Source organism: Paraglaciecola sp. (assembly GCF_039964565.1).
GTDB lineage: Bacteria > Pseudomonadota > Gammaproteobacteria > Enterobacterales > Alteromonadaceae > Paraglaciecola.
Genome location: NZ_JBDVXF010000045.1, coordinates 173,274 through 197,977, shown reverse-complemented (window position 1 = coordinate 197,977; position 24,704 = coordinate 173,274). Strand labels below are relative to the sequence as shown.

At 41.0% G+C, this 24,704-nt stretch carries 23 protein-coding genes; 8 read left to right on the top strand and 15 right to left on the bottom strand.

Going from position 1 to position 24,704, the window contains the following annotated elements:
- On the top strand, positions 1 to 264 hold the full coding sequence (locus tag ABJK37_RS22685) for a hypothetical protein (RefSeq protein ID WP_348358570.1): 264 nt from the start codon (positions 1 to 3) through the stop codon (positions 262 to 264).
- 734 nt (positions 265 to 998) lie between these two features.
- Here the strand turns inward: ABJK37_RS22685 and ABJK37_RS22680 are convergent.
- The 3 genes from ABJK37_RS22680 to ABJK37_RS22670 form a co-directional block, all read right to left on the bottom strand.
- Positions 999 to 1,958: an ImmA/IrrE family metallo-endopeptidase gene (locus tag ABJK37_RS22680; RefSeq protein WP_348358568.1), complete on the bottom strand. Its 960-nt coding sequence runs from the start codon at positions 1,956 to 1,958 to the stop codon at positions 999 to 1,001.
- A gap of 559 nt (positions 1,959 to 2,517) precedes the next feature.
- A complete protein-coding gene (locus ABJK37_RS22675) occupies positions 2,518 to 3,672 on the bottom strand; it encodes a DUF4124 domain-containing protein (RefSeq protein WP_348358566.1) in 1,155 nt (384 codons plus the stop codon).
- Entirely contained in the window at positions 3,666 to 3,806 is a 141-nt protein-coding gene (locus ABJK37_RS22670) for a hypothetical protein (RefSeq protein WP_348358564.1), read from the bottom strand. The genes ABJK37_RS22675 and ABJK37_RS22670 overlap by 7 nt, the downstream gene beginning before the upstream one ends.
- A gap of 581 nt (positions 3,807 to 4,387) precedes the next feature.
- On the opposite strand from ABJK37_RS22670, the gene ABJK37_RS22665 reads away from it, so the two are divergent.
- From ABJK37_RS22665 to ABJK37_RS22655, 3 genes are all read left to right on the top strand, one after another.
- Positions 4,388 to 5,506 (top strand): hypothetical protein, encoded by a 1,119-nt coding sequence (locus ABJK37_RS22665; RefSeq protein WP_348358562.1) that lies wholly within the window; start codon positions 4,388 to 4,390, stop codon positions 5,504 to 5,506.
- A gap of 731 nt (positions 5,507 to 6,237) precedes the next feature.
- On the top strand, positions 6,238 to 6,489 hold the full coding sequence (locus ABJK37_RS22660) for a helix-turn-helix domain-containing protein (protein WP_348356826.1): 252 nt from the start codon (positions 6,238 to 6,240) through the stop codon (positions 6,487 to 6,489).
- 3 nt (positions 6,490 to 6,492) lie between these two features.
- Entirely contained in the window at positions 6,493 to 7,800 is a 1,308-nt protein-coding gene (locus ABJK37_RS22655; protein WP_348358560.1) for a type II toxin-antitoxin system HipA family toxin, read from the top strand.
- 336 nt (positions 7,801 to 8,136) lie between these two features.
- On the opposite strand, the gene ABJK37_RS22650 is transcribed toward ABJK37_RS22655, so the two are convergent.
- Both ABJK37_RS22650 and ABJK37_RS22645 read right to left on the bottom strand, forming a co-directional pair.
- A complete protein-coding gene (locus ABJK37_RS22650) occupies positions 8,137 to 9,234 on the bottom strand; it encodes an L-dopachrome tautomerase-related protein (protein WP_348358558.1) in 1,098 nt (365 codons plus the stop codon).
- Positions 9,235 to 9,269: 35 nt separating this feature from the next.
- Positions 9,270 to 9,914: a peroxiredoxin-like family protein gene (locus ABJK37_RS22645; protein WP_348358556.1), complete on the bottom strand. Its 645-nt coding sequence runs from the start codon at positions 9,912 to 9,914 to the stop codon at positions 9,270 to 9,272.
- Between the two features lie 141 nt (positions 9,915 to 10,055).
- On the opposite strand from ABJK37_RS22645, the gene ABJK37_RS22640 reads away from it, so the two are divergent.
- Positions 10,056 to 10,643, top strand: a complete 588-nt coding sequence (locus tag ABJK37_RS22640) for a TetR/AcrR family transcriptional regulator (RefSeq protein ID WP_348358554.1) — start codon at positions 10,056 to 10,058, stop codon at positions 10,641 to 10,643.
- 394 nt (positions 10,644 to 11,037) lie between these two features.
- On the opposite strand, the gene ABJK37_RS22635 is transcribed toward ABJK37_RS22640, so the two are convergent.
- Both ABJK37_RS22635 and ABJK37_RS22630 read right to left on the bottom strand, forming a co-directional pair.
- Complete coding sequence (locus ABJK37_RS22635; RefSeq protein ID WP_348358552.1) at positions 11,038 to 12,204, bottom strand: DUF5009 domain-containing protein; 1,167 nt, start codon at positions 12,202 to 12,204, stop codon at positions 11,038 to 11,040.
- A gap of 604 nt (positions 12,205 to 12,808) precedes the next feature.
- Positions 12,809 to 13,453 (bottom strand): TetR/AcrR family transcriptional regulator, encoded by a 645-nt coding sequence (locus tag ABJK37_RS22630; RefSeq protein ID WP_348358550.1) that lies wholly within the window; start codon positions 13,451 to 13,453, stop codon positions 12,809 to 12,811.
- Between the two features lie 119 nt (positions 13,454 to 13,572).
- On the opposite strand from ABJK37_RS22630, the gene ABJK37_RS22625 reads away from it, so the two are divergent.
- On the top strand, positions 13,573 to 13,992 hold the full coding sequence (locus ABJK37_RS22625; RefSeq protein ID WP_348358548.1) for an MAPEG family protein: 420 nt from the start codon (positions 13,573 to 13,575) through the stop codon (positions 13,990 to 13,992).
- Positions 13,993 to 14,145: 153 nt separating this feature from the next.
- Positions 14,146 to 14,916 carry a DUF1080 domain-containing protein gene (locus tag ABJK37_RS22620; RefSeq protein WP_348358546.1) on the top strand — a complete coding sequence of 257 codons (771 nt, stop codon included), beginning with the start codon at positions 14,146 to 14,148 and terminating at the stop codon, positions 14,914 to 14,916.
- Between the two features lie 86 nt (positions 14,917 to 15,002).
- Here ABJK37_RS22620 and ABJK37_RS22615 read toward each other — a convergent pair whose 3' ends face one another.
- The 4 genes from ABJK37_RS22615 to ABJK37_RS22600 form a co-directional block, all read right to left on the bottom strand.
- Positions 15,003 to 15,476 carry a peroxiredoxin gene (locus tag ABJK37_RS22615; protein ID WP_348358544.1) on the bottom strand — a complete coding sequence of 158 codons (474 nt, stop codon included), beginning with the start codon at positions 15,474 to 15,476 and terminating at the stop codon, positions 15,003 to 15,005.
- Between the two features lie 486 nt (positions 15,477 to 15,962).
- On the bottom strand, positions 15,963 to 16,415 hold the full coding sequence (locus ABJK37_RS22610; RefSeq protein WP_348358542.1) for a DUF1294 domain-containing protein: 453 nt from the start codon (positions 16,413 to 16,415) through the stop codon (positions 15,963 to 15,965).
- A 227-nt stretch (positions 16,416 to 16,642) separates the two neighbouring features.
- On the bottom strand, positions 16,643 to 16,948 hold the full coding sequence (locus ABJK37_RS22605; protein WP_348358540.1) for a hypothetical protein: 306 nt from the start codon (positions 16,946 to 16,948) through the stop codon (positions 16,643 to 16,645).
- 254 nt (positions 16,949 to 17,202) lie between these two features.
- Positions 17,203 to 17,982, bottom strand: a complete 780-nt coding sequence (locus ABJK37_RS22600) for a siderophore-interacting protein (RefSeq protein WP_348358538.1) — start codon at positions 17,980 to 17,982, stop codon at positions 17,203 to 17,205.
- A 110-nt stretch (positions 17,983 to 18,092) separates the two neighbouring features.
- On the opposite strand from ABJK37_RS22600, the gene ABJK37_RS22595 reads away from it, so the two are divergent.
- Positions 18,093 to 18,521, top strand: a complete 429-nt coding sequence (locus ABJK37_RS22595) for a MarR family transcriptional regulator (protein WP_348358536.1) — start codon at positions 18,093 to 18,095, stop codon at positions 18,519 to 18,521.
- A 118-nt stretch (positions 18,522 to 18,639) separates the two neighbouring features.
- Here the strand turns inward: ABJK37_RS22595 and ABJK37_RS22590 are convergent, their stop codons facing one another.
- Genes ABJK37_RS22590 through ABJK37_RS22575 form a run of 4 tightly spaced genes read right to left on the bottom strand, consistent with a single transcriptional unit; the run spans position 18,640 to position 24,442 of the window.
- Positions 18,640 to 20,295, bottom strand: a complete 1,656-nt coding sequence (locus ABJK37_RS22590) for an ATP-binding cassette domain-containing protein (RefSeq protein ID WP_348358534.1) — start codon at positions 20,293 to 20,295, stop codon at positions 18,640 to 18,642.
- Positions 20,296 to 20,299: 4 nt separating this feature from the next.
- Positions 20,300 to 22,024 carry a thiol reductant ABC exporter subunit CydD gene (cydD, locus tag ABJK37_RS22585; RefSeq protein ID WP_348358532.1) on the bottom strand — a complete coding sequence of 575 codons (1,725 nt, stop codon included), beginning with the start codon at positions 22,022 to 22,024 and terminating at the stop codon, positions 20,300 to 20,302.
- Positions 22,025 to 22,040: 16 nt separating this feature from the next.
- Entirely contained in the window at positions 22,041 to 23,042 is a 1,002-nt protein-coding gene (gene cydB / locus ABJK37_RS22580; protein ID WP_348358530.1) for a cytochrome d ubiquinol oxidase subunit II, read from the bottom strand.
- A 2-nt stretch (positions 23,043 to 23,044) separates the two neighbouring features.
- On the bottom strand, positions 23,045 to 24,442 hold the full coding sequence (locus ABJK37_RS22575) for a cytochrome ubiquinol oxidase subunit I (RefSeq protein ID WP_348358528.1): 1,398 nt from the start codon (positions 24,440 to 24,442) through the stop codon (positions 23,045 to 23,047).
- Positions 24,443 to 24,704: the final 262 nt, after the last annotated feature.

Genomic DNA, 24,704 nt, shown 5'->3' with positions numbered 1-24,704 from the left:
ATGAATATTGAAGGTTTCATTAAAATTCAGAACAGGGAATATGTCTTTGCCGTTAATAGAAAGCTAGGGAATGTACTACCTGACGACTTAATTACAAGACAACTTGCCGCAGGCAATGATGTTCACTCAATTGCGCAATTAATTGTAAAAACAAAAAATGAATTGACCAAATCTGATAATGCGGAGAAGAAAACAGATTTGGAATCAACTGTCACATCAGGTTTTACCAAGTTTGTTAATTGGATTCGACGATTAAAGTCCTAAATAATCTTACTCTTAAATGTTTACTGTTATTTTGATGAACTGTATGGACATACATCGTAATAGAAATGAATTTGTCGATACCATCTTTGGTGGCATCTCCACTGCTTTCCCGCATTTAAAGTTTCAGCACAAAAAGGCTTATTTTAGGGGCAAATGGCAAGGATGCCATTAAATGATTGGGATACCCCTTAAGCTTGTAAATCGCACGTCCATGATGATCAGCACCCAATCTCGACGTCCTTGTAGAGATGTTCAACTGGGCGAAGCCGTGCTTCTAAATAATCCAGTTTCACCCCAATAATAAGCCATTTTTTGTGGTTAAAAACTTTAGTCGCGGCGGCTTCTTTTTGGTTACTTTATTCTTAGCTGTAGACCATATTTACAGGATAAATATGGAACAGCTTTAGCTGGCCCGAAGGGGGAATTACACGGATGTAATTCATAACATAAAGTAACTGGCTCGAAAGGATTCGAGACAAAAACCATCAAGACGATGGCGCGAAGCGTGCTTTTAGTTTTTATAAAGGTCTAATAGCTGGCGAGCCTTGAACCGAGGCAAATCAAGAACTTAAATGCATCAGTTAGGCTGATTTTCAATTAACCTCACCCCGAAAGTTCCACTTTAAAGTTAAGCTAGATGCATCAATTGATGTATTTTGGTAAAAAGTGGACTAGAACGAGTAGAAAGCTTTTCTTTGGTGAGTAGAATTAAAGTCAGAAACATAAAAGGAATGTCAGACTATTTCCAGCTCTTCTAAGCGAATTGCCATTGATTCTATAGATACATTAAATCTTTTACACAGAGGCTCTAGGTAATCCCCATTATAGTTATCTGTTTGCGCTAGTAATCTAGCTAGGCCTCTCCGTGATTGTATTTGGCGGTTAATTTTCTCGTTCCTTGAGGGATTTAAAGCATAGCTACGATCATCATTCAAAATAAACTCATCGACCATAAATATATTTTTGAATTCGGCACGTACTAATTTTTCCGGCATAAGGAAAAAAGTTGCAAACTTATCAGCTTCTTTTTCTACCTGCTCACGTTCAAAATTTACTCTATCTTCTGGACGAGGATCTCTATGCAACCCGGTTTGAGCATGCATTAATGCGTGGCCCAGTTCGTGTGCAAGAGTAAAGTTACGTGATATATGAGGTTCCTGATCGGAAAGTCTAATTGTATTTGAATCCCTATCTATTTCACCAGCAACTTCGTAACTCTTACCGACATACTGAAATGTGCCAAGAGAAGAAGTTCTCTCTATCGCAAAACCCAACTTTTCAAGTATGAGTGAAGGATTTAACAGTTTAATTGGATCCGAGTCGATATGGCTTCCCCAAATTTCATTGCGACATTTCCAAATAATCTGCTTCAGTAATTCAACTGTTTGCTCAATTTGAGCGTCGCTACGGGTTTGATTCTCGGAATAAAGTTTAAAGGCATCTTGGGCTAACTCACTAAATGATTGCGGTTGTTTACTGCTTGTTTCTAACGGTGATTGTTGTATTTTTTCAATATGAGCATATGGATTTTGTTTACTAGACCTATCCACTTTTAAAGCTTCAATTTTACTTGCCGATGAGTTTGCACTAAGTTCCTCTGCTGAGAATAGACCATTTTCATCGAGGTACGCGTATGGGTTCTTAAGTAGAATTCTTGACTTTATTATTTGTGTCTCGATATTAGATTGCGACATAGTACAGACCTATATTTTTCATGATAAGTGGTTAAATATCATACATATATTTTGATGGTGTGTCCAAAAAATGAACAGTTACTTAATGGGAAGGGGCAACTGCAGGGGACTTCGTTGAAATAATCACAAAATCACTCATCGTAATAGAATCGACTTTGTCGTTACCATCTTTGGTGGCTCCGCCACTGCTTTTTTCCACATTTAAAGTTTCAGCACAAAAAGGCTTGTTTTAGGGGAAAATGGCAAGCGGACGCCGCGTGGGTTGCCATTTGAGCGAAAGTTGGATGGACACATTTGGAACGACAACGCGGTTGGCGCCCATAAACTAAGCCTTTTTGTGCGGTTAAAAACTTTAGTAGCGAGCGGCATTTTACAAAGTGCATCCATGTACTTTGCCCTTCGGGCCATCTTGCAGATGTTTAAAATGGTTCCCGACCATTTTGTCTGGTTACTCTTTTTTGCTGTTGAAAAAGAGTAACTGGCTCGAAAGGATTCGAGACAAAAACCATCACAAATGATGGCACGCAGCGTGCTTTTAGTTTTTTAATTATTCGCAGCCCTATATCTGATGCGTAAACTTATCCCCCTTAGCTAACCACCTCGAAAATCTATTTTGTAATTCTCTGTCGCTCATATTAAAAATCTTCATGGTTTGTTGAAATGACAAGGTATTACACAGGTTTTTTTGTTCGGCTTTTAGCATTTTTATCAGTTTGGTTTTTCGTTTTGTGTCGTCCATTAAAAAATAAATAAACGCCCAGCTTGTGCTGTATAAATTACTTTTTGATTGGCTGTTCCAGTCATTTCTTGAGGCGCTTAATACCTTGCGTAAAGGAAGCGGGCGGTATTTGAGTTTGCCATTTTTATACCAGCTTTTATTACGGTTGATTATTGCAGTACTGAGATTGATGGTGATGTTTTCTAGGTATTCGGCCATGCCTTCGTTAAACCATTTATTGCTATTGCCAATAATGCCGCGATTAATGGCATGCACTGATTCATGTATGGCAGTGGTAATGGCTTGTTCTGAGCTTTGGTACATAATCACGGCTTCATTTGTGCCATTGTCATAAAAGCCTGCAGTGGGTTTAAGGCTGGGGGCGTGTTTTTTGGAATAAGCGAGAAAACGCTGTTTAGAGGTGAAAAATCTTAGATTGACGACTACTTGTCTCAGGTCTTCTTTGGCAATTAATTGGCCGTATAGGGCAAACAATTTATTGATGGAGTGGGTGAGTTTTTCTTTAAATTCAAAAGGTACATTTGCTCCACTGATATTCAATTTAAAGTAATTAAATATTTTGGACCCAGCTAATGTCAAAGGTTGCGAGTCAGTATCTTCTGGTTTGCTATCGCTAAAATGAGTGACTCCATTTTCGTCTTTCCAAGTGTAAATCTTGCTTTGAGGTTTGACTTTTACGTTGCCAAGAGAGTGATCGATACAGCTAGCATTTTTGCGTTGAGCGCGAGGGAGCTCCTGAGGTAATTCTTGCGGTTCGTAGTGTAGAGTTGGTGAATCCGATTTTATTGTTTCTTTTTCAATTGAGGCCAAGTCTAAAGGCGATGTTCCCTCAAAGTTTGTATTACCAAAATAGCCAAACAGCTGGTTTAAAAAGGGTGGCAAATAGAGTTTATTACCTTCTAGGTAATGAACTATCTGAAAACTGGCTATAAACGCTAGCAGGATCAGAATTCCGTTTCTTATAAATTTTAACAAGCCCGTGCCTTTTGTAAGCATAAATTAGCAAGTACAAATTTAAGGGCAACATCCACACCGTTGCCCGCCATATCATGTGTCCACCAAGATAAATAGAAAAACGATTTTAGAAGTGGAGGTTTTTTGCGACTCATGATCAATCCATGATTTTTGATTCAGGGATTAAATATACCCGTAATTTATGGTTGTGCAATGTGTTGTGTAATAACTGGTTATGGGATTTTATATTTGGTAGCTCATGTAATTCTGTTGGTATTTTTTATCTAAAAAGTTGTTAGGTGAGTGATGAGATGGACGCTCCCTAATACGGCGTCAGTGCGCCAAAATAGTCTTTTCAAATAGACTATTTACATAGGGAACGTTCAAGATGAAATATAAAACAATTACCATCGATTTAGCAAAGAATGTATTTTAAGCAAGAATCTTATGGGTGACCCCATGAATTAGGGCCTCTTCTGCAAAATCATCAAAGTTCACTGCCGCACAGGCAACCTAGAAAAATATACTCGCGAATAGAAATAGGAATACGCTACAGAGTAAATCAAATCTAAGTATTACCAATACCTAAGCCAGATTTTATCTCACTAGTGATTAAGGATAAATTATCGGTGTCCCATATATTTTTATCATCTTTAATTCATTTTTGTTGTACTATCTGAAAATAGAATATTTGTTTGTTTTTTAATCAATTTCAACTGACTTTAAGGGACTATATATGTTGCAAAAAATCGTGGTAAATACGCTATTTTCTAGCTTTATCTTATTAACTGCATGTGGTGGTGGGGGCGGCAACGAAACCAGCGGTGGAGTAGTTGGTGACGGTGGTGGAACTAGTGATGGTGGTGGAACTGGTGATGGAGGTGGTGAGCTAAATTCACTTTTAACATTCCAGACATTCGGGCTAGAAAGAATCGACTACGATTATGACAATAATGGTGTTGCCGAAGGAGTAGAAACTTTCAGTTACGATGATTCTGGTAGGCTTGTATTAAGTACATATTTATACACAGCAGATGGCACAGCGGATTTACCTGCAAGTTTTGGGAATCCTCATAGGGGCTTCATGACTGTTGAGATAACGTATACCTACGATGACATAGGAAGGGTAATAAAAAGTAATAATATCGCAGTATCCAATACTTCGCCTGATGCTTCCTCATCCAGAGCATCAAGAACTATTGACTTTACTTTTGAATATAAAGACGATTCAGAATATCCCATGTCGATTACTGAAAATTATTTGGATGAAAGTGACGTGCCTCTTTATCGGCATACAGATATTTTTACTTATAATGAGGAAGATAGTTTAGAAAATGTTGTTCGTGAATATGACCCGTCTGTAAGTTCGACTTCTATAAATAATCCAGGATATTTGTATAGTGTAGTGTATGAATATTCAGATACTATTGGTTCAATTCCAACCTACAACTATCTTGATGAATTTTTGGTTGCAACAATATTCAATTATTCATCGGATGGATTAATAAGCTCGGCGATTGTCACCAACGATGCCAACATGTCACTCCCTCCACCACGATTATCTTCTATTGTTGAGTATTCTTATAATGACAGGGGATGTCTCATTAGCTTTAATTCTGGCTTATATGATGATTCTGGGGAGATTGATAAAAAACAATCAATGGAGATAACATTCGGTAGCCAAGATCGCATTACTCTCAGAGAATACGATGGAGACTTTGACGGCATTGTTGATGGTTCTGAGAGCTATTTTTATGGGAATGTTGGGAATACTACATGGCCGTATAATGCAGTGCAATTTGGCTATCCACATGTTTATCTGCAAGGGCAAAAAACTAATTGTCTAACCGACTAAAAATCAAGTGGTAAGGTAGTTGGTCAAGTTTACTCTTCGCTGACTATCTTTCGCCCAGTAAGACAAAACTGGGGGAAGATCACGGTTTTGATTATTAGGAAAGGTGTCTGAGGTATTCCCACCGATAAAATATAAAAATCATATAGATAATTTAAAATCAATATTGCTTAGGTCAGAAATTTCGTGATTCTTGTGATTGAAATAAATTTCAAAGACACTCACTGTAACAAAATGGTAAAAATCGAATTAAATCATGTTGTTATAGTTTTTTTGTGTGGGTTTTGGCTTTTTCTTTGTCCCTAAAAAGCACAATGAAAGCGAGGCGTTGTTGATTGTTTTGAATATCAGAGTCAGAACAAGGTTATTTTAGACAACTAGATCAAACCACGTTAATAACCTATACCAGCGGGTGCAGGTTAATTCAGTAGTGAAATAGTTAGATAAGGGTAGGGGCTTTTCTATCCCAATTTGTGGGTTGTTTCTTTTTGTTCTCTGCACTGCGTAGCGCTCTGTGGTGAATAGCTTTTGTCTGTTGTCTTTTGCTTTTACTCGATTCTAATCGCTGATTTTCAACGAACCTGACCCCATAACCAGCCCTGCAACCGCAGAACTAAAAATACGCTTTAACGTATATTTATTATAATTACGCCATAGCGTATATTGATAGTGTATACTCTATAGCGTATTTTGTGATAAGTTACGCTATAGCGTATTTGATTTGGGGTAGAACAATGAACATCACTCGGCCAGAACAACTGAGTAATTTGATTAAAGAGCATCGCAAAAAAACGGGTCTGACCCAGAAAGAGGTTTCAGACCTTATTGGTATTCGCCCGGCTACCGTATCTGACTTTGAGAATAAAGCTGAGTCCTCTAAGCTTGAGACACTATTTAAGATCTTAGCTGCGCTTAATTTGCAGTTGGATGTCAGCTCTCGTGACAGCAACCAGCATAAAGAAAATCATTTGGATGAGAACTGGTAACTAATGAACATACTTGATGTCTACATGAATGGGATAAAAGTGGGCGAGTACACGCGTACCAAAAGCGGTGCAAACCGCTTTACCTATGATAGCGCTTGGCTTGATAACCCTAGAAAACGTAGCATCTCTTTATCTATGCCACTACGGGAGTCAGGCTATCAAGGCGCTCAAGTATATAATTTTTTCGACAACTTACTGCCTGATGCGCGAGAAATTAGAGAGCGAATAGTCGCTCGCTACGATGCTGACTCGACTGAGCCATTTGATATTCTGTCAAAAATTGGCAGAGACTGCGTAGGTGCAATACAGTTGTTGTTACACCCATCACCAGCACCTGAGATAAAAACCATTTATGCCAAGCCACTCAATGATAAGCAACTGGCGGCTATCTTTAATGGATATCAATCTGCCGCACCATTAGGCATGCTCAGAGAAGAAAATGACTTTCGTATATCACTGGCCGGTGCTCAAGAAAAAACCGCGCTGCTATACCAAAATGGTAATTGGTACTTGCCCCAGCAAGCAACGCCCACTACTCATATTATTAAGCTGCCAATTGGTGAAATACGCTCTCACGACCGTATTATTGATATGACTCATAGTGTTGAAAATGAGTTTTTGTGTTTACGTATAGCTCGCGCCTACGGATTTGCTGTGGCTGATTGTGAAATCATTGCGGCAAACGGCTATAAGGCGTTAGCCGTCAAACGATTTGACAGGCGATTTTCAGAAGATGGGTCATGGATCGTCAGACTGCCGCAAGAAGATTTCTGCCAGGTAGTTGGCGTGTCGCCTGCAAAAAAATATGAATCAGATGGCGGACCTGGGATCAATCAGATAATGAAAGAACTACTGGGATCGCAGACGCCACTGGAAGATCGTGCGACCTTCATGGGGGCGCAAATATTATTCTGGTTGTTGGGTGCAACAGACGGGCATGCAAAAAACTTTTCTATATTTATTAAGCCTAATAACCAATATTGTCTCACCCCTGTGTACGATATTCTGTCAGCCTATCCGTTGCTCAGTAAAAAGGGCTTACATGAGAAAGATTTAAGACTTGCAATGTCACTCAAGGGCAAGAAAAAACGGAAGTACCAATGCAACATGATTTTCCCTAAGCACTTCATTGCTACTGCAAAAGAAGTAGGATTCAGCGAAACAGCAATGAAGAAAATGCTTGAAGACATGTCGTCTAAAACAGAAAACGTTATCGAAACAGTCGAAAAGTCGCTACCGAACGACTTTCCTACCTTTATCTCACAACCTATTTTTGCAGGTATGCGAAAAATGAGTGCGCGGCTTTTATAGTCGCAGTGAATATCAGAACAAGGTTATTTAGACAACTAGATCAAAACCACGTTAATAACCTAGATCTGCGGGAGTAAATTAATTTAACAGTAAAATAGTTAGATAAGGGTAGGGGCTTTTCTATCCCAATTTGTGGTTTTTTTTGTTCTCTGCACTGCGAAGCGCTTTGTGGTAAATGCTTTTAACCTTCGGAAAAGGCGCATTTTTAAATTCTGTCATGGTCAGTGCAGCTATTTACTACAGATTAAAGTTTAAGATTGAAGCGTTACATTCTTTTTAAAATGAGAGTATAACGCTTCAAGTTTTTACTTAGGATGAGCGATATTGCCGGCCTAATTATCGGCCGGTATTGGCATCGGATAATGCCTTAAAGCGTACAACCTTAAATTCGCCCTGTGTACCGTCTTTGCCGTTATTTAATACGGGAGAGCGGTGTAGTTCATTCACAGTGCCATAGATGTAATTATCTAAGCCGACAGCAAGCCCGTCAGGCCATGACACATCATCACGCTGAATAAGGGTTTTATATTGACCATTTGCTTGAGTGTAACCGATTGCGTCATTTGTTATTGAAGTGACATACACATTGCCGGAGTTATCCATTGTTATGCCGTCAGAAATGGGCTTGTCACCATAACGCTGTACTTTTTTGTCTAGTTCTCGCTCTGATAGGCTTGTATCTAATAGATCTTTGGTGGCAATTCGGTACAAACTTGTGCCAGACATCGAACCGTAGTAAACATATTCAAAGTTACTATCTATGGTGATTGGGTTCACGCCCATGCGAACTGGTTGGCCGTTTAGGTAGACAGTTTTCTCATCAATGACCATATCGATGTCTTCGGCTTTGGTTGACATAGACTTTTTCAATACTCGGCGAGCTATGCCGGTTTTCAAGTCAACCACAATGATTGAGGCCGTGCCCGTATCAGCGATGTAGATTGCGTTGTTTTTGCTATCAACTGCTAAGTCATTTAGAAAGCTTGAGTCAGTAATCACAGGCTTAGCTAGGTAAATTATTTTATGCAGTTGTTCTTTCTTGGTGTTCCATCCTACTAATCGCCCTGCATGATCAGGCCCAGACGTGTCTAACAACCACAAAATACCATTGGCATCGATATTCAACCCAAGTACCCCGTAAAGGCCACCAGACTCTCGGCTTTGAGCCGCATACGCCCAGTTTTCATTGGGGTAAGGTTTGGTTGTTCCATCTGGTAACAGCTCAACGATCCGCAGAGATTTGCCATAAAAGTGGTGAATACTGAGAAATATTCGGCCATCAGAGCCCACCGCAATGTTGCCTGGAGGCGTTTCTGCACTGAGGTTGGCAACTACTTCAAGTTGCCTTACTTTATCGGCTGCTGCAATGTTTAGGCTAAATGCACTGGTCGCAATCATAGCGGCCGACACTAATAGTTTGAATGAATGAGTCATTTTAACGTTCCTTTTGGTAGGTTATTGCCACGTGTTTAGATTTGCTGCAACGATTCAACAACTTCGCTAGGCTCTGCGCGCTGTGTGTAATCAGCATTCACATCAGCAAATACGATTTTGCCTGATGGGGCAATGACATAGGTTGCCGCAAGAGGTAATTCGAAAGCGCCTTTGCCGTTATGAGCCTCGACTTCAATGCCAAACCCACTGTAAATAGGCTTGATTGAGTCCGGTAGAGTAAACACTAGACCTAAGGTTTTAGAAAACTCAGAATTAGGATCAGACAATACAGAGAAGGTTAGCGCATTTTTTTCTGCTGTTGAAAGTGATGCATCAGGTAGCTCAGGAGTTATCGCCAGTAAGCTAGCCCCTTGTGATTTGATATCGTCAAGCACGTTTTGGTACGCACGCAATTCTAAGTTGCAGTATGGGCACCATCCACCACGGTAAAGTGTTAGTACTACCGGGCCTTGAGAGAGCTTTTCTGACAACGTAACTTGGTTGCCAACTTGGTCTGAAAGAGAGAATGCAGGAAATACCTCACCCACTTTAGGAGCAAGCTTCTCAAGCTCTTTTGCTTTTAGAGCTTCGACTTCAGCCAGCATGACAGATAGCTTTTCAGCAGGGATATTTTTAGCAGATGCTTCACGCACTTCAGTTAGTTGCTCTTTAAGACTCATATGGATTTCCTTGAGATTAAATTTATTTTTGAATGAACGTTCAAAATGTTATTTCCGCGAGCGATGTTTGTCAACGTTAATTTGAATAACCATTCAAAATGTTATTAAATATCACCTGTACTCAATAAAGTAATGAGCGTTATGGCGATTAAAAAATTCGATGTGGATGTCGTGCTTGAGCAGGCAATTAACATATTTTGGCAATATGGTTACCATGGAACTTCTATGCAGCAATTGTTACAAGCCACGGGGTTACGCCCTGGTAGCTTGTACCGAGAGTTTGAAAGCAAAGAAGGTTTGTACTTGCTTGCTCTGAGTCGCTATGCCGCGGACACTATTACGACCGTGAACGCGCGTATACAAGGCAGTTCAAGTGTTCTTGATGGCATAAAGTCGATACTGCTGGACTTGTTCGAAGCGGCCAAAGCTAAGGATTACTGTGGTTGCTTTTTAGTAAAAACGCAATTGGAGTTGTCTGCTCACAATGAGTCGATACTTACTAATGTTTCTGAAGAGTTTGCGAAAATCGAAGCAAATTACTGCGCTCACCTAAAGACGGTATTCTCGCCTGAAATCAGTGTGCAATATGCAAAACAGCTTATGCTCATAATTTTTGGTATTCGTGTTTACAGTTATCAAAGTGAGCAACCTGCAGATATTAAGGAATTTATTTTATCCATATTGCCATGGTTGAAAGATGATTCTAATAAAAACATTAAGCAGGGGTAACGGGGTAGACCAGTAGTTTGGTGAAGTAATATCAGAGTCTGTATAAGGTTATTTAGACAACTAGATCAAAACCACATTAATAACCTAGATCTGCGGGAGTAAATTAACTCAACAGTAAAATAGTTAGATTAGGGTAGGGGCTTTACTATCCTATTTCTAGATCTATTGTCCGTGTGCTCTTGCAGCGTAGCGCGCTGTGGTGAAACGTTTTAGTCTTTTACTTTTTTCTTTCACCTAGCCACTGCTTACTGTTTTAACAGGGTGGATTCCGGCTAAAAAGCACACCGGAATGACGGTGTTGTAAGTTATCAAGACAGTCATATTCATTCGGTCGCATGAGTCGCTGCGGGAATGCATTGATCATTAGGCGACCGTTGTTTTATCAGCTCTTATTTTATAACTTGAGCTTAAAACCTGACTTTTCCATGTAGCTAGCGAGCAATACAACTAGGTAAGCGTACCCAAATGAAACAAGTAGACCAATGCTGCCACTGTTTAACATATCCGGAAGCCTTAGACCGGTAATCTCCCTCATGGGATAGTAAAAATAGGGGATTAAGTAACAGGTTAAAGTAGCTGTACCGGCAGCAGTAAAGAACGAGGCCCATTTGGTAAAGCCTTTAATTTCAACCAGAAAATAAAGCATTGCATAACAAATAATGGAAAACGCAATGGATACGCCCAGTTTATAAATCATCCAATAGTAGGGCTGCATTAAGAATGCATACAGTATATTTATAGCCGCAAACAACAGCAGTATCCAAAAAGTAAGAATTTGACTTTTTTGTCTAAAGTGTTGAATGAGTAAGGTGGATACAACGCCTGCCGCGGTGAAAGTTGGGATAAATCCTTGAAGTACCGTTCCAAAATAGCTAAGCACCCCGGGCAATTCGCTCAGTGGGCCCGCAAAATTGAGAATTGAAAGAATATTAAAAATAACAAAAAAGACAATCGAGATGAGCAATTTATTGCGGCTAATCAAAGCAAGTAGTGAGTTAGCAAGGTATGCCCAGCCAATTAGACCAAGTATTCCCCACCAGTGAGTACGCATGCCTAGTTCACCGTTTTCCCCGCCGCTATAAACAAAAGCCAGAAAAACCAGTAAACACACGCCAATGCACTGTATTGGTAGATAGAACTTTTGGGCAATTGGACTTTTACGCCAGTCAATCCATATCAGCACTACCCCCAGTGCCATGATAAAGCCCCACCACTGAGAGCCAAAAACGATAGTTGCGTTGTGTGCGATTTCATAATTAACAATAAAAACACCGATTAACAAAAGCGATGCGCCTCGAATTAGAATGTGTTTTGTAATCGACCAGGAACTGTGATTCTTATCTAACCTTATTTGTAACGCTAAGGGGATACTCATGCCAACAACAAATAGAAAAAGTGGAAAGATAAGATCAGAAAAACCGATATAGTTTTCACCTGCTGGACCATGGGCAAGCCATTTGGGGACTTCACTTAGAGTGGAAAAGTCGTTCACCCAAAGCATAAATAACATCGTTAAGGCACGTAAAATATCAATTGATTCGATTCTGGTATGAGTAGGCATATCATCGTGATTTTAATTTAATTTGAGAGGTATCATACACATAAATATTGCGATCTCAATGCACTATCCCAATAAAATGCAATCGGTTACATCATGATTCTTACTGAGGTTACGACTAAAACAAGTCAGCTATCTTAAATACTATTTAGAGTAATGTTCGCTCATAAAAATGGCAACGTCATACAAGGCGTTAGAGCCCACTTTGTGGATGTCATTTTGAGAGGAGTGGCCACTAGTTTCTATCGCATTTAAGTTTATCTACTCATTCTCAGAAATAATTGATTCGCATACATGCGTGGGAAGGGCAAAATACAATGGCATCGTCTTTGCCGATTGAAATATCAATACTTAACTGAGCCGTCACATTAATTTTTCCCGATGTTTCAATTATCGTTAGTCGATGGCGGCGTTATTCAACTTATAGGTTGTAGCTATTCCAACTATATCAAAATACCCTTTAGCGTCTTAAATTTTGGAATAGAACAATGAACATCATTTGGCCAGAACAACGTTATTTTAAATTGTATTAATTGGACTTCTATTTTTATTTCGGTGCGCCATATTCTAATGTCCATAGATTCAATTGTCTCACATTGGGTGCGGGTCAATGTTTACGATTGTAAATACCATCAATAAGCGACAGCATAATGGCCTTGTGTCGAGGAAGATTTGTCATTGTATCTTCTGCAGCCACAAGGTTTCCGTCTAGTCGCATGCTTATGTAACCGTGGATCATTGACCATATTGCAATGGCATCGGTCTCGATGTCTACTCGGTGGTTTATTTTGTCTTGTTGCAGAAGTGAAAGTAGTGCCGAATAGACGCGATCCATTTCCTTAGCCAGACTGGGGTCGTCTTGATCGATTAGCCCGCGTTGCCAGAGCAGTTGATAGCGATTTGGAGTGTCGAAAGCAAATTGGAAACAGGTTTCAGCGAAGGCTTGAATAGCTTGTTCGGGTTTATCCGCTAATTTGCTTATTGCTTCGGTGGTTAGATCTGCGAGCTCAGAAAAAATTACTGTAGCTATGGCGGTCAGCATTGCTCGTCTTGTTGGGAAATGGTTGGCGGGAGCGGAATGGGCTACATTTGCGTTGCGTGCCACGGCGCGAATAGTGACACCCTCCATTCCGTGAATATCGAGTATTGCTAATCCCTCTTTAAGTAGTGCCATTCTGAGATCGCCGTGCTTTTGTCCTGCGCTACGTTTGGGTTTTGTTTTCAAATTGACACTGTCCATTTTGTTCGACATACTGACGCTGTCCATTTTAACAGCAGCTTGTATTTTAGCCAAGCTGTATAGTGGTTGCGAAGAGGCCTACGCCTCGATCTAAACGCACTATTTACTGATTAATATCAACGAGGGATCCAATGAATTCGAACCAGATTATTTGGCCTGTTCTAGCGCAAATATTTTTGACCCTAATAATGTTTATTATATTGGGAGTGAGGAAAGCTAAGGCTGTAAAAGCGGGGGCAGTTAATCGCCAGCAGGCTGCTTTGAACAATCAAGTATGGCCGCAGGATGTGATTAAGGTTTCTAACAATATTGCTAATCAATTTGAAGCTCCAGTGTTGTTCTACGTTCTTTGTTTGGTGCTCTACAGTATCAATGCTGTTGGCATAGTGGCTATTGTTTTAGCATGGTTATTTGCGTTGAGTAGGTTTGCTCATGCGTATGTGCATATTGGTTCTAATTATGTCCCAATGAGACTTCGGTTATTCTTGATAGGTTGCTTTGTATTGATTGCAATGCTTTTTCAAGTAGCTTGGAAACTGGCTACAGCATAAAAAAAATACATTGCCCTTCACCACAACAAAATTAATTGCGTTTATTAGACTGAACAGCGATTTAAAAAGTGAAAGTAATAGAAAATTAGGGTTAAATGTTCGGCGCTCATATATAAAAATCAATTTATAAAATAGGTACATAGCGTAATGACCATGAAATTATTTTTAATGACTCTATGCATATTATTCACACTTGGGTGCAGCAATACGCCTAGCTCAGACGAATGGATAACCCTGTTCAATGGCAAAGATTTAGACGATTGGACGGTGAAAATTCATCATTATGAAGCGGGCCATAACTACGGCAATACCTTCAGAGTAGAGCAGGGAATGCTAAAAGTGCGTTATGACCAATATGACTTTAGCGACGAATTTGGGCATATATTTTACAAAACCCCCTTTAAAAACTTTCACCTTAGCGTTGATTACCGTTTTAGTGGGGAATTTGAAGACAATGCGCCTAGCTACGCTTTGCTAAATAGTGGTGTGATGTTTCATAGCCAGTCGGCTGGATCTCAAAACAAAGAACAAAATTGGCCGGTATCGGTAGAAATGCAATACCTCGCAGACTTAGGTGATGGTAAGCGCACAACTGGAAATATGTGTTCGCCTGGTACCAACATTGTATTTAATGGCAAGGTATATCCGAAGCATTGTTTACAATCAAGCAAAAAAGCCCTGCCTAAAGATCAATGGGTAACGGCTGAGTTAATTGTGAAAGATTCCAAAATAACACAGCTTATTAATGGCGAAGTGGTACTTGTGTATAGCAACCCTACAATTGACGCGAATGACCAAACGGTAAAAGGTGCGGCAGCCGAGTTTACACAAGGCGGTAAGGCATTGGACTCGGGCTATATTGGGCTACAAAGTGAAGGTCAACCTATCGAATTTAGGAACGTAAGAATTAAATTACTAGAATAGAGTCTTTAGTTGTTGATACAAATAAGCCGCTAATACTAGCGGCTTGGTTTACCTATAAATTATCGTTAATATTGTCAGTAGGTTATTTATAAACTATTCAGCATAGTTTCTGCATCACTGACTTCAAATTTGCCGGCAGCTTCAACGTTTAGTGCCATCACTATACCGTCATCTACTAACATTGAATAACGTTTTGAACGCACGCCGCCAAAGGTAGCGGTTTGCACTTCTAGACCAATCGCTTGGGTAAACTCTGCGCCGCCATCAGCTAACATAGTCACAGCCTCAGCGTTTTGGGTGTCACCCCAAGCGGCCATGACAAATGCGTCGTTGACCGACAAACAAATGATATCGTCAACACCTTTAGCCTGTAACTTATCGGCTAGGGTGATGTAACCCGGTAAATGTGCCTCTGAACAGGTTGGCGTAAACGCGCCAGGTACCGCAAATAGCACTACTTTTTTACCTGCAAATAATTCACTAGTAGTGGGATTACTTGCTTGCCCTGCCTTGCGTAAACTAAAAGATACTTCGGGTAATTTTTCACCTACTTTAATCATGTTTTATCCACTTATGGTTAATTAACGTTTGTCGTCATAGTACTTTATTCGTAAAACAGGTATCACCCAAATGTTTTTTGTTTTTAAGTAAAGGTTACTGTCATAGCTAGTACGTGAATGGGGTCGTTATATTGTTGCGATGGGTCAACAGGACCGATGGATCAACAGGATAGGCTTGATATTGCATAACCAACGGTGCCAAAGCTTGGTAAAGCCGTCGTTAGAAAAAAATGGATTCCGGCTAAAAAGCACACCGGAATGACGGAGTATCTACGAGTACCTGGGAGTATCTAGGAGGCTGGAGTATCATGGGGAAGAGTAAACTTTATTTGAAGTCAATAGATGATTCTAGTTTATCAAGCCACTGTGTTTCACTAACCACACTAACGCTACAATATTTCCTATCACAGTAACCCAGAATGCAAACCTGAAGTCTTTTTTCTGTGATTTATGTCGTAATAGTTGTTGGGCAAATGCGGCGCCCGGTCAGCCCCCGGCGAAAGCTAGTGCATGCAAGGTGACTTCTGGGGTTCGCCAGTTTCCCTTTTTGGCGCTGGATTTATCCTTTGCATAAACAATATAGGTGAACAGACTTAACACGCTATAAACCACCAAAATCATTTGTGGAATTTTACCTAGCAACCAATTAACAACGATTATTACCATAAAAAACGCCGCCAAATATAAAGAAAATTTATTACTTTTGGCGGCTGATTTCTGAATGAGTTTTTCGCCACTAAAGGTCGCTTCAATGGCTTTTGAACGCCCATTTTTATCAACACAGAGGGTATAAGTGATGATGTCGTTAATTGCGGGCACTCTGGCCTTGTTATTGAATCCACTTTTGTGAATAAAGATATCTTTACTTTTATCAAATGGCGCTATAAAGCCAAACGCTTTATCTGCATTCCAACTGACTAGCTTTCCTTTACCTCGCATTTACAGGCTCCGTTATTGTCGCAATTTGTACCATGCTAATTTTTATCCAGCAATGGCATTAATTCTTGTGTTCGATCATTCCATCTGGCGTTGAAGAGTTTAAGTTGTTGTTTTCTGATTTTTGCACAGGCGACGAATATTTTCATGTCGTTACTGTTCGCTAAACATTGGTCGGATTCTTGGAAATAGTCATACCAAGCTAATTTCTTTTTGCCCTTAAAATTGGTTTAGTCAGAAACGGTTACATGGCTTGTTTGTTTATGGCCCTTGGGTACGTATATGTTGTTGCTCTTAGGAGACGTTTTAGCCTTGGATCGCAGTGGTGGTGACTGTTTTGATGCTTTACTCTCAGGTTGTCGCAAACATTCTAAAAAGTCTTTTTTGGCTTTTCGGTGCTGTTTGCGAGCAAATTCAGTAACTTTATGTCTCAAGGAGTCGTTCCATTTATCTACACGCATTTTTTCATTTTCGCATTGGCTTTGCGCAGCGGCGCTAAATAAGATTACAACCAACACGAATATCAATGTTTTCAACGCTTCACATCCTGTAAGTGGGTAGTGTTTTTCTTGAGTATGTCAAACTTAACAAAGTAGACGCAACAAACAATTAGGTAAATTAAGTATGCGATTTATGTTGTGTGTATAGATCCAAAACGTCTGTTTCCCACTTCGTAAAATCAGATTCATTTATTTCGTTCGAGCAATCAGAGAATCGCAATAATGCTATAAATACGAAGTTTTGAAGTAGAAACAGTGCTAAACAGCGCGACTAGTTAAAACGGATTGGGTTATAACGGATTGCGCTTTTTGTCTGCCCCAAATTTATCGGCGTCCATTCCTTGTTTCCAGTAACCTGTGGCATGCATGTTAAGGCGTGAGAAGTCGAGTTCTCCGAGTAACATGCCTTTTATTGTCCTGAGTTGGCTGGCTTCAAGGCCCATAAAAACTTGGCTATCTTTGTTTATTTTGGTTGCTAGTGTACGCGTCAATTCTTCAAGACTCAGAGTTGATTGGTCTTCGATATGCCAATGAACCTGTTGCGCACCATCCATCTCAATAACATCATCGGCCGTGGGTACTGTGACTATGGCGGTGATGGATGCTTCTGATGAGATAAATTTGGCGTAACCATTCACAGCGTTCACCGAGGTGATGTCGCCAATCAGTAGATAACTTGAAGCCTCAAAGTTAGTGAGCTTGCGTGTGCCTGGGCCGCCAATTGTTAATGGGTCGCCTACTTTGGCATTTTGTGCCCACTGGGTTGCAGGCCCTTGATGGCGGTTCACTACAAAATCCAGTGTCAGGCGTTGGCTCTTCGCATCAAATTCGCGAATAGTGTACGAGCGTTTAATGGCATCGTGTTGATTGTTTGAGGTGATAGGAGAGCCATCGGCTAAAAATATAATTTTAACGTGAGCGCCGTCTTGGTCGGTGGGAAAATCATGTAAATCATCGCCACTCAAAACGAAACGTTTTAGGTGTGGCGTTAGCTGGTGGATTTCAGCTACTTGGGTGGAACGAAATTTTCGGTTCATGACTTTATTGAACATTTGCCGTACTGGATTCATATTAGGTCTCGCTTATAAAACTGGTAATACACAGCAGGAAGCTGTTATAATTGGTTGATAAAGTCAAGTATACATGCAAGGTTGATAAAGTCAACTATGTGGGAGTGATAATGAATTTACGAGAAAACATCTTCGCATTGGCTCAGGCTTATCGAATGCATATTAAAGAAGCGGTGAACGCCAATGAGCTAGGCCTAAATGGTATGCACGTTAGGTGTTTGCACGCTATTGCAAATTGCCCGCAGTGCACCGCTAACGCCATAGTGAACCAATTAGGTAGAGACAAAGCACAAATTGCTCGTTTAATTAAAGATATGTTAGACAAAGGCTGGCTAGAGAAACACGCTAGCGAGTTTGACAAACGCAGCCAAATTTTGAGTTTGTCGAGCAGTGGTAAACAGATCCAACAACAACTGGTTAAGCTTGAAAAACAGCTAGAGCAAAGCTTTAAATCTGGGTTAACTACGCAGGAATTAGACGAATTTAGTCGTATTTCGTCAAAAATGTTGGCTAATTTGACTGAGCATAGTTGGGAATGAAAGGAAGGGGATAGGAGATAGAAGATAGGAGATAGGAGATAGGAGATAGTACATAAGGGATAGTGGATAGGAGATAGGGGGTAGTAGATAGTAAGAAAGACGTTGTTTAGGGCTTGAGTTACTTTGGATTTACGTTTACTTCTATTAGGTTTGGCAGTGCGTTTAAATATTCTGGTTTGTGGTGGGTGAGTAACACTACTGTTTTGTTTTTAAGCCAAGGCTTTAGATTATTCCAAATTCGTGCTGCCATCTGATGATCTATGCCGTTAAAGGGCTCATCTAATAAAACCAAAGGTTGCTGTCTTAGTATCAATCGAGCTAGGCAAATGCGTCTGGCCTGACCGCCTGACACTTTACCGTTGCTTTCGCCAAGCCAAGTGTTTAGGCCTTCGGGTAGTGAGTTTGCCCATTTATCTAATTCCACCATTTTAAGTGTGTCCCATACCGCATCTTCACTGACGTCTGTTAGTCCGATAACAAGGTTGTACCCTAAACTGCCTGATAAAATAGCATTAGATTGTTGTAAATAGCCCACAGTGTTATGCCATGTAGAGGCTGCGATGGTAGATAAATCGTGCTGTTTATTGACGATTATTTTTGTTTGCTTGTTACTTGGCTCGCTGCCAATCAGTAGGTTTGCAATGGTGGACTTACCCGCACCCGATTTACCCTGAATATTGATAACTTGGTTGGCAGCAAATTTAAGTCTTATAGGTTGACTTTGACTAAGGGTAATTTGGGGGTGATCGTGAATTGTGATGTCAATCAGTGACAGCTTAAAATGGTCATCTGGTTGCGGTAAAGGCGATGCCGTGTTTAAGGTTAATAATCGATTTGCAGCGTAGTGAGTTTTGCCCCATGTACTGAATAATGCTGGGAAACTTTGTAACACTTCAGTCATTGCTAGGCTCATCATCACTAACATCACAGCAATGCCCCCATGCATTTCATTGATAGTAACCATATACAGCACTATGGATATAACACCGACAGTACAAAGACTTAAGATGATGTCTAGGACCAGCTGGAAGTTGCCAAGTTTGTTATTTACCTCATGTTGCGCTTGATAAAAACCGTCTAAAGCTTGATGAGTGGCAAGTTCGTGTTGTTGCATTAATTGGCTAGTTTGTAATTCATATGCCCCTTGAATATGTTCGATAATAGCGGCACGCGTTTGGTTTAATAAACTAGAACAAGCCACCCCAGCGGCTTTTGAATGTTTAATTTTAAGTCGCACTGTTAGACCTAAACATAACAACATCACCAAACCAGCAAACAACGCAAAATTAAGCCAATAAAATGCCATAAAAATACACAGAGTAATAATTAGTAACAGCGCGGCAATGGGGGGAATGATATAGCGTAATAATATGCCATCTAGGGCATCAATATCGGCGGTTAGCCTGCTTAACCATTCACTGTCGGAGCTGGCGCGTAATTGCTTGGCTGGCAGCATTGACAACTGCCTAAACAAGGTCACTCTAAAAGCCGCCACTAAACGCAAAATTGAGTCGTGGTTGTACATGCGCTCAACGTAGCGTCCTACAGTGCGGCTTAGAGCAAAAAAGCGGATCCCAGAGCCCGGCATATACATATCAAAGGTCACTACTATCACTGCAGCAATACTCATCCCGATTAAGGCAGTTGCGGTAATGAACCAACCTGAAAGCATCAAAAGAGCAACGCCCGACAACATAGTCAAAAACGACCAGAAAATGCCAATGTATAAACGATTGCCAAGGGTGCGGTGAATTAACTTAAACCAATACAGCATCTGACTAAGCCCCTGCACGATCAAGGTTGATATGTTGACTAGCAAGGGCAATCACATCGGGATCGTGGGTGGCTATCACCAAAATGCTAGAAGGTTGCAGTAATCTCATTGCTTTGATGATCAAGGCCTTACTTTTTGTATCTAATCTGGCTGTGGGTTCGTCGAGTAACATCACTGGGCTGGGGCTAAGTAACAATCGCGCAAAAGCGATACGCTGGATTTGCCCACCTGATAATCCTTGGTTGTGTTCACCAATCAGTGTATCTAATCCGTGTTGATGGATGTTGAGTTCGTTGATTAAATCCAACTGGTTGAGCACGTCGAGCATCTCCTGATCGCTAGCGTTGGGTGCTAGAGCTAACAAGTTGTCGCGGATACTCGCGTTTTTGATCCAGGCTTGTTGTGGTAAGTAGGCTGCAGTTACCTTTGTGTCGGTGGGGGTTATTGCAGAGCCCGCAAGTGCTGGTAAATAGCCCGCTAAGGTATGTAGTAAAGTTGACTTACCGCTACCTGATTGCCCTGACACCACTAACACATCACCTAAATTAAGGGCTGCATTTAAGTGAGTGGCTTGGGGTGTATTTGCTGCGTGCCCTATGGATAAGTCTTTTAACACCAAGCTGTATTGACTGAGCGGACGAATAGTGGGGCCAGTAGCTGAGTTAGGGGCATTGAATGTATTTGAGTTATATTGCTCAAATTCAAATGCTTCGACTAAGTTATTTGCTGCACCTAAGGCCGATGCGCGATCGTGGTAATATTGAGATAGGGTACGCAAAGGCTGAAAAAATTCCGGCGCTAAAATCAGTATCGCCAATCCGCTGAATAACGTTAGGCTATCGGCTGGCCCCCAGGTAATCGCGCCATACAATGCAAAACCAATATAAATCGCCAATGCCGCAATGGCGACACTGGTAAAAAACTCCAATACGGTAGAAGACAGAAACGCTACTTTTAGCGTGCGCATCACGACTTGGCGGTAGCGGTCGCTGTATTCTTTTACTTCTTGGAGCACTTCATTGCTGGCACCTAGTAAGTTGATAGTTGATAGGTTCGCTACTCTATCTAAAAAATGTCCGGCTAAACGTTGCCTAATAGTGGAGTATTTTTGATTTAGTCTTTCAGCACCTATGCCAACTAACACCATAAAAAGAGGAATAAGCGGAGCGGATATCAGCAATAATAAGGCGCAGAGCCAGTTTAAATACGCCACCACCACTAAAATAAATAAAGGCGATATTAACGCCAGTGCTTGTTGCGGCCAGTAGCGAGCAAAATAGCCATCCATTGCTTCAATGTCTTCGACAAATTGACTGGCATAGGCGCCAGCAGAAGTATGTTTGAGATAAAGAGGGCTGGCGGTTCGCCAATATTGCAGCATTTTTTGCCTGATGTGTTTTCTCACCTTGGTGCTGGCGATGAGCGAAAAATGGGTTTGAAAACGGGTTAAAAAGGCTCGGCCAAGCATTGCCATTAAAATGACAAGTAAAACATTAGCTTGCTGCTTAAAACTGGCATTTTCGACAATAATTTGATGCGCGGCAAAACTAAATAACACCCACTGTACAATCATCAATAGCGATGCACTGGCACCACAGCCAACCGCACACCATAGGTTTGCTTTTTGCTGTTGTACATAACCACTTAAAAAAACACGACCCGTTGTAGCTTGTGCTGCTTCGAGTCGTTGACTTGGCTGTTGCCCAGATTGTTGATTGGTTTGGGGCATCAGTGGTTAGTTGCCCTCAATGGTAACCGCCTTCTTTGACTTTACCTCTGAAAACCCAATAGGTCCAAGTGGTGTAACCCAGCACAACTGGAATAACAAACAAAAAGCCAAGCAATAAAAACAACTGAGAGTTATACGAAGATGCCGCGTCCCAAATAGTATATTTAGGTGGCACAATGTAAGGCCATTTACTGGCTAAAAGCCCTAAGTAGCTGAATAAAAATACTCCCATTGTGGCTACAAAAGGTAAGCCGTCTTGCTTCTTTTTCACCGCTCGGATAACCAAATAAGAACAATACAGAGCCATGGCAGGTAATACCCACAAAACGCTGATGTGGTCGAACCAACGCGTTCTTACAAATGGGTCGACAAAAGGTGTATAAATACAAACTATGGCAAACACCGTCAGTAGGCCTGCTAAAAGTCGAGGTGTGATTTTGTAGGCCCAGTCTTGTAATTCACCTTCGGTTTTCATAATCAACCAGGTACTACCTAATAAGGCATATCCCACCACTAAACCAAAACCGGTAAGCACAGAAAAAGGCGTGAGCCAATCGAGAGGCCCACCTGAATAAACCATACCCGTGGTTTCAAAGCCTTGAATGTAAGCGCCTACTACCGCACCTTGAGCAAAGGCGGCAACAGTAGAACCCACCGAAAAGGACCAACTCCATAGGTACTTCGAGGTTTTTGCTTTAAATCTAAATTCGAAGGCCACGCCTCTAAATATCAATCCCGCCAGCAATAGAAATACCCCAATATACAAAGCCGGTAGAAATACTGAGTAAACCAACGGGAAGGCGGCCAATAAGCCTGCACCACCTAGTACTAGCCATGTTTCGTTGCCATCCCATACCGGAGCCACCGAATTCATCATGGTGTCTCGGGCTTTTTCGTCAGGTGCAAAAGGAAACAATATACCTTGGCCTAAATCAAAGCCGTCCATCAATACATACATCATCAGCCCAAAACCAATGATACCTGCCCAAATTATGGTTAAATCAAAAGTAGCTTCCATGATTATGCCTCCTCGTCGATTGCAACATGGGCCGCAGAGAATGGTCTCATTGGGCGTTCTATTTCTTCCATTTCGTGAGGTGCGTTGGCTTTTTCTAAGCCGCCTCTGAATACTTTTAACAGATAATAAATACCGGCGCTAAACACCAACGAATACACCACTATGTAACCTATTAAGGTAAACAGAGCCATACCACCAGTTAGTGAAGGAGTTAGCCCTTGTGCATGAGTCATTTGGCCGTAAATCAGCCAAGGTGCGCGGCCGGATTCGGTGACGACCCAGCCTGCAAGTACGGCTAAAAATGGGCTTAAACTCATTAACCTTAAGCCATTTAAAAACAGTGGTGATTGGTAGTACCTATTTTTAACCCGTAATACCAGCCCCCAAATCGCAAAACCAATCATTAAAAAGCCTAAGCCCACCATGACTCTAAAAGACCAAAATACCACAAATACTGGTGGCTGTTCTTCGATAGGGACTTCGTTTAAGCCGGGTACTTCGCCATCCCAATCGTGGGTGAGTACAAAACTGGCAAGTTTAGGAATCTTTACTTCAAAATGATTAGTTTGTGCTTCTTTGTCGGGAATGGCGAACAACACCAATGGCACACCTTTACTGGTTTCCCAGTTACCTTCCATCGCGGCTACTTTGGTAGGTTGATGCTCTAGGGTATTTAAGCCGTGGAAATCACCTACTACTGCCTGGGTTGGGGCTAATACCAGCAAAAACCATAAGGCAACAGATAGCGCTTTACGGTTTGCTTCTAATTCACGTTTTTGTAATACAAACCACGCGCTCACACCTGCCACTACCAACGAGGCGGTTAAAAACGACGCCAATGCCATGTGTAAAAATCGGTAACCAAAAGAGGGGGTGAATAACGAGTCGCTCCAAGAGGTCACATAATACATGCCATTAATTAGCTCCAGACCTTGTGGAGTCTGCATGAGCGAATTAGCAGCGAGGATCCAGAAAGATGAAATAAAGGTACCAGTGGCCACCATAATCGCCGCAAATAAATGCACCCCTTGTGGCACTTTGTCGCGACCAAACAACAACACGCCCAAAAACGCCGCTTCAAGGAAGAAGGCAGTGACTACTTCGTAACTTAATACGGGCCCCAGAAAGTTGGCAGTGGCGTAAGAAAAGTTACTCCAGTTAGTACCGAATTGGAAAGACATCACTATGCCCGAGACTACGCCTATTCCAAATACTACAGCAAAAACTTGGATCCAGAATTTCGACAACTTTTGCCAAATCGGATTCCCCGTTTTAAGGTGCAAGGTTTCAAAACCTGCAATAGTGCTCGCTAACCCAATAGTAAATACTGGGAAAATAGCATGAAAACACACCACGAACGCAAACTGTATTCGTGACAGTATGAGGGGATCTAATTCCATATTGTTACCTATTCATGAATTGAAATTTTTTTACACACAGTGTTTAGCACAAAGCATTCCAAATATAGTCAACTCATAAAAAAGAGCCAAAATTACAGATGGAATGTGTTTCTCTGTGTTGTTTTTTTAAGTTTTATCTTAATGTTTTCAATTAGATAGATGATTGCGCTGAGGTGTTGCAAAGTAAAGTGTGATCATTGTTTTTGTTGATCAGAATCAATAAAAAAATCAGCGCAACTACGGCTTTTGATGTTGATTGAAT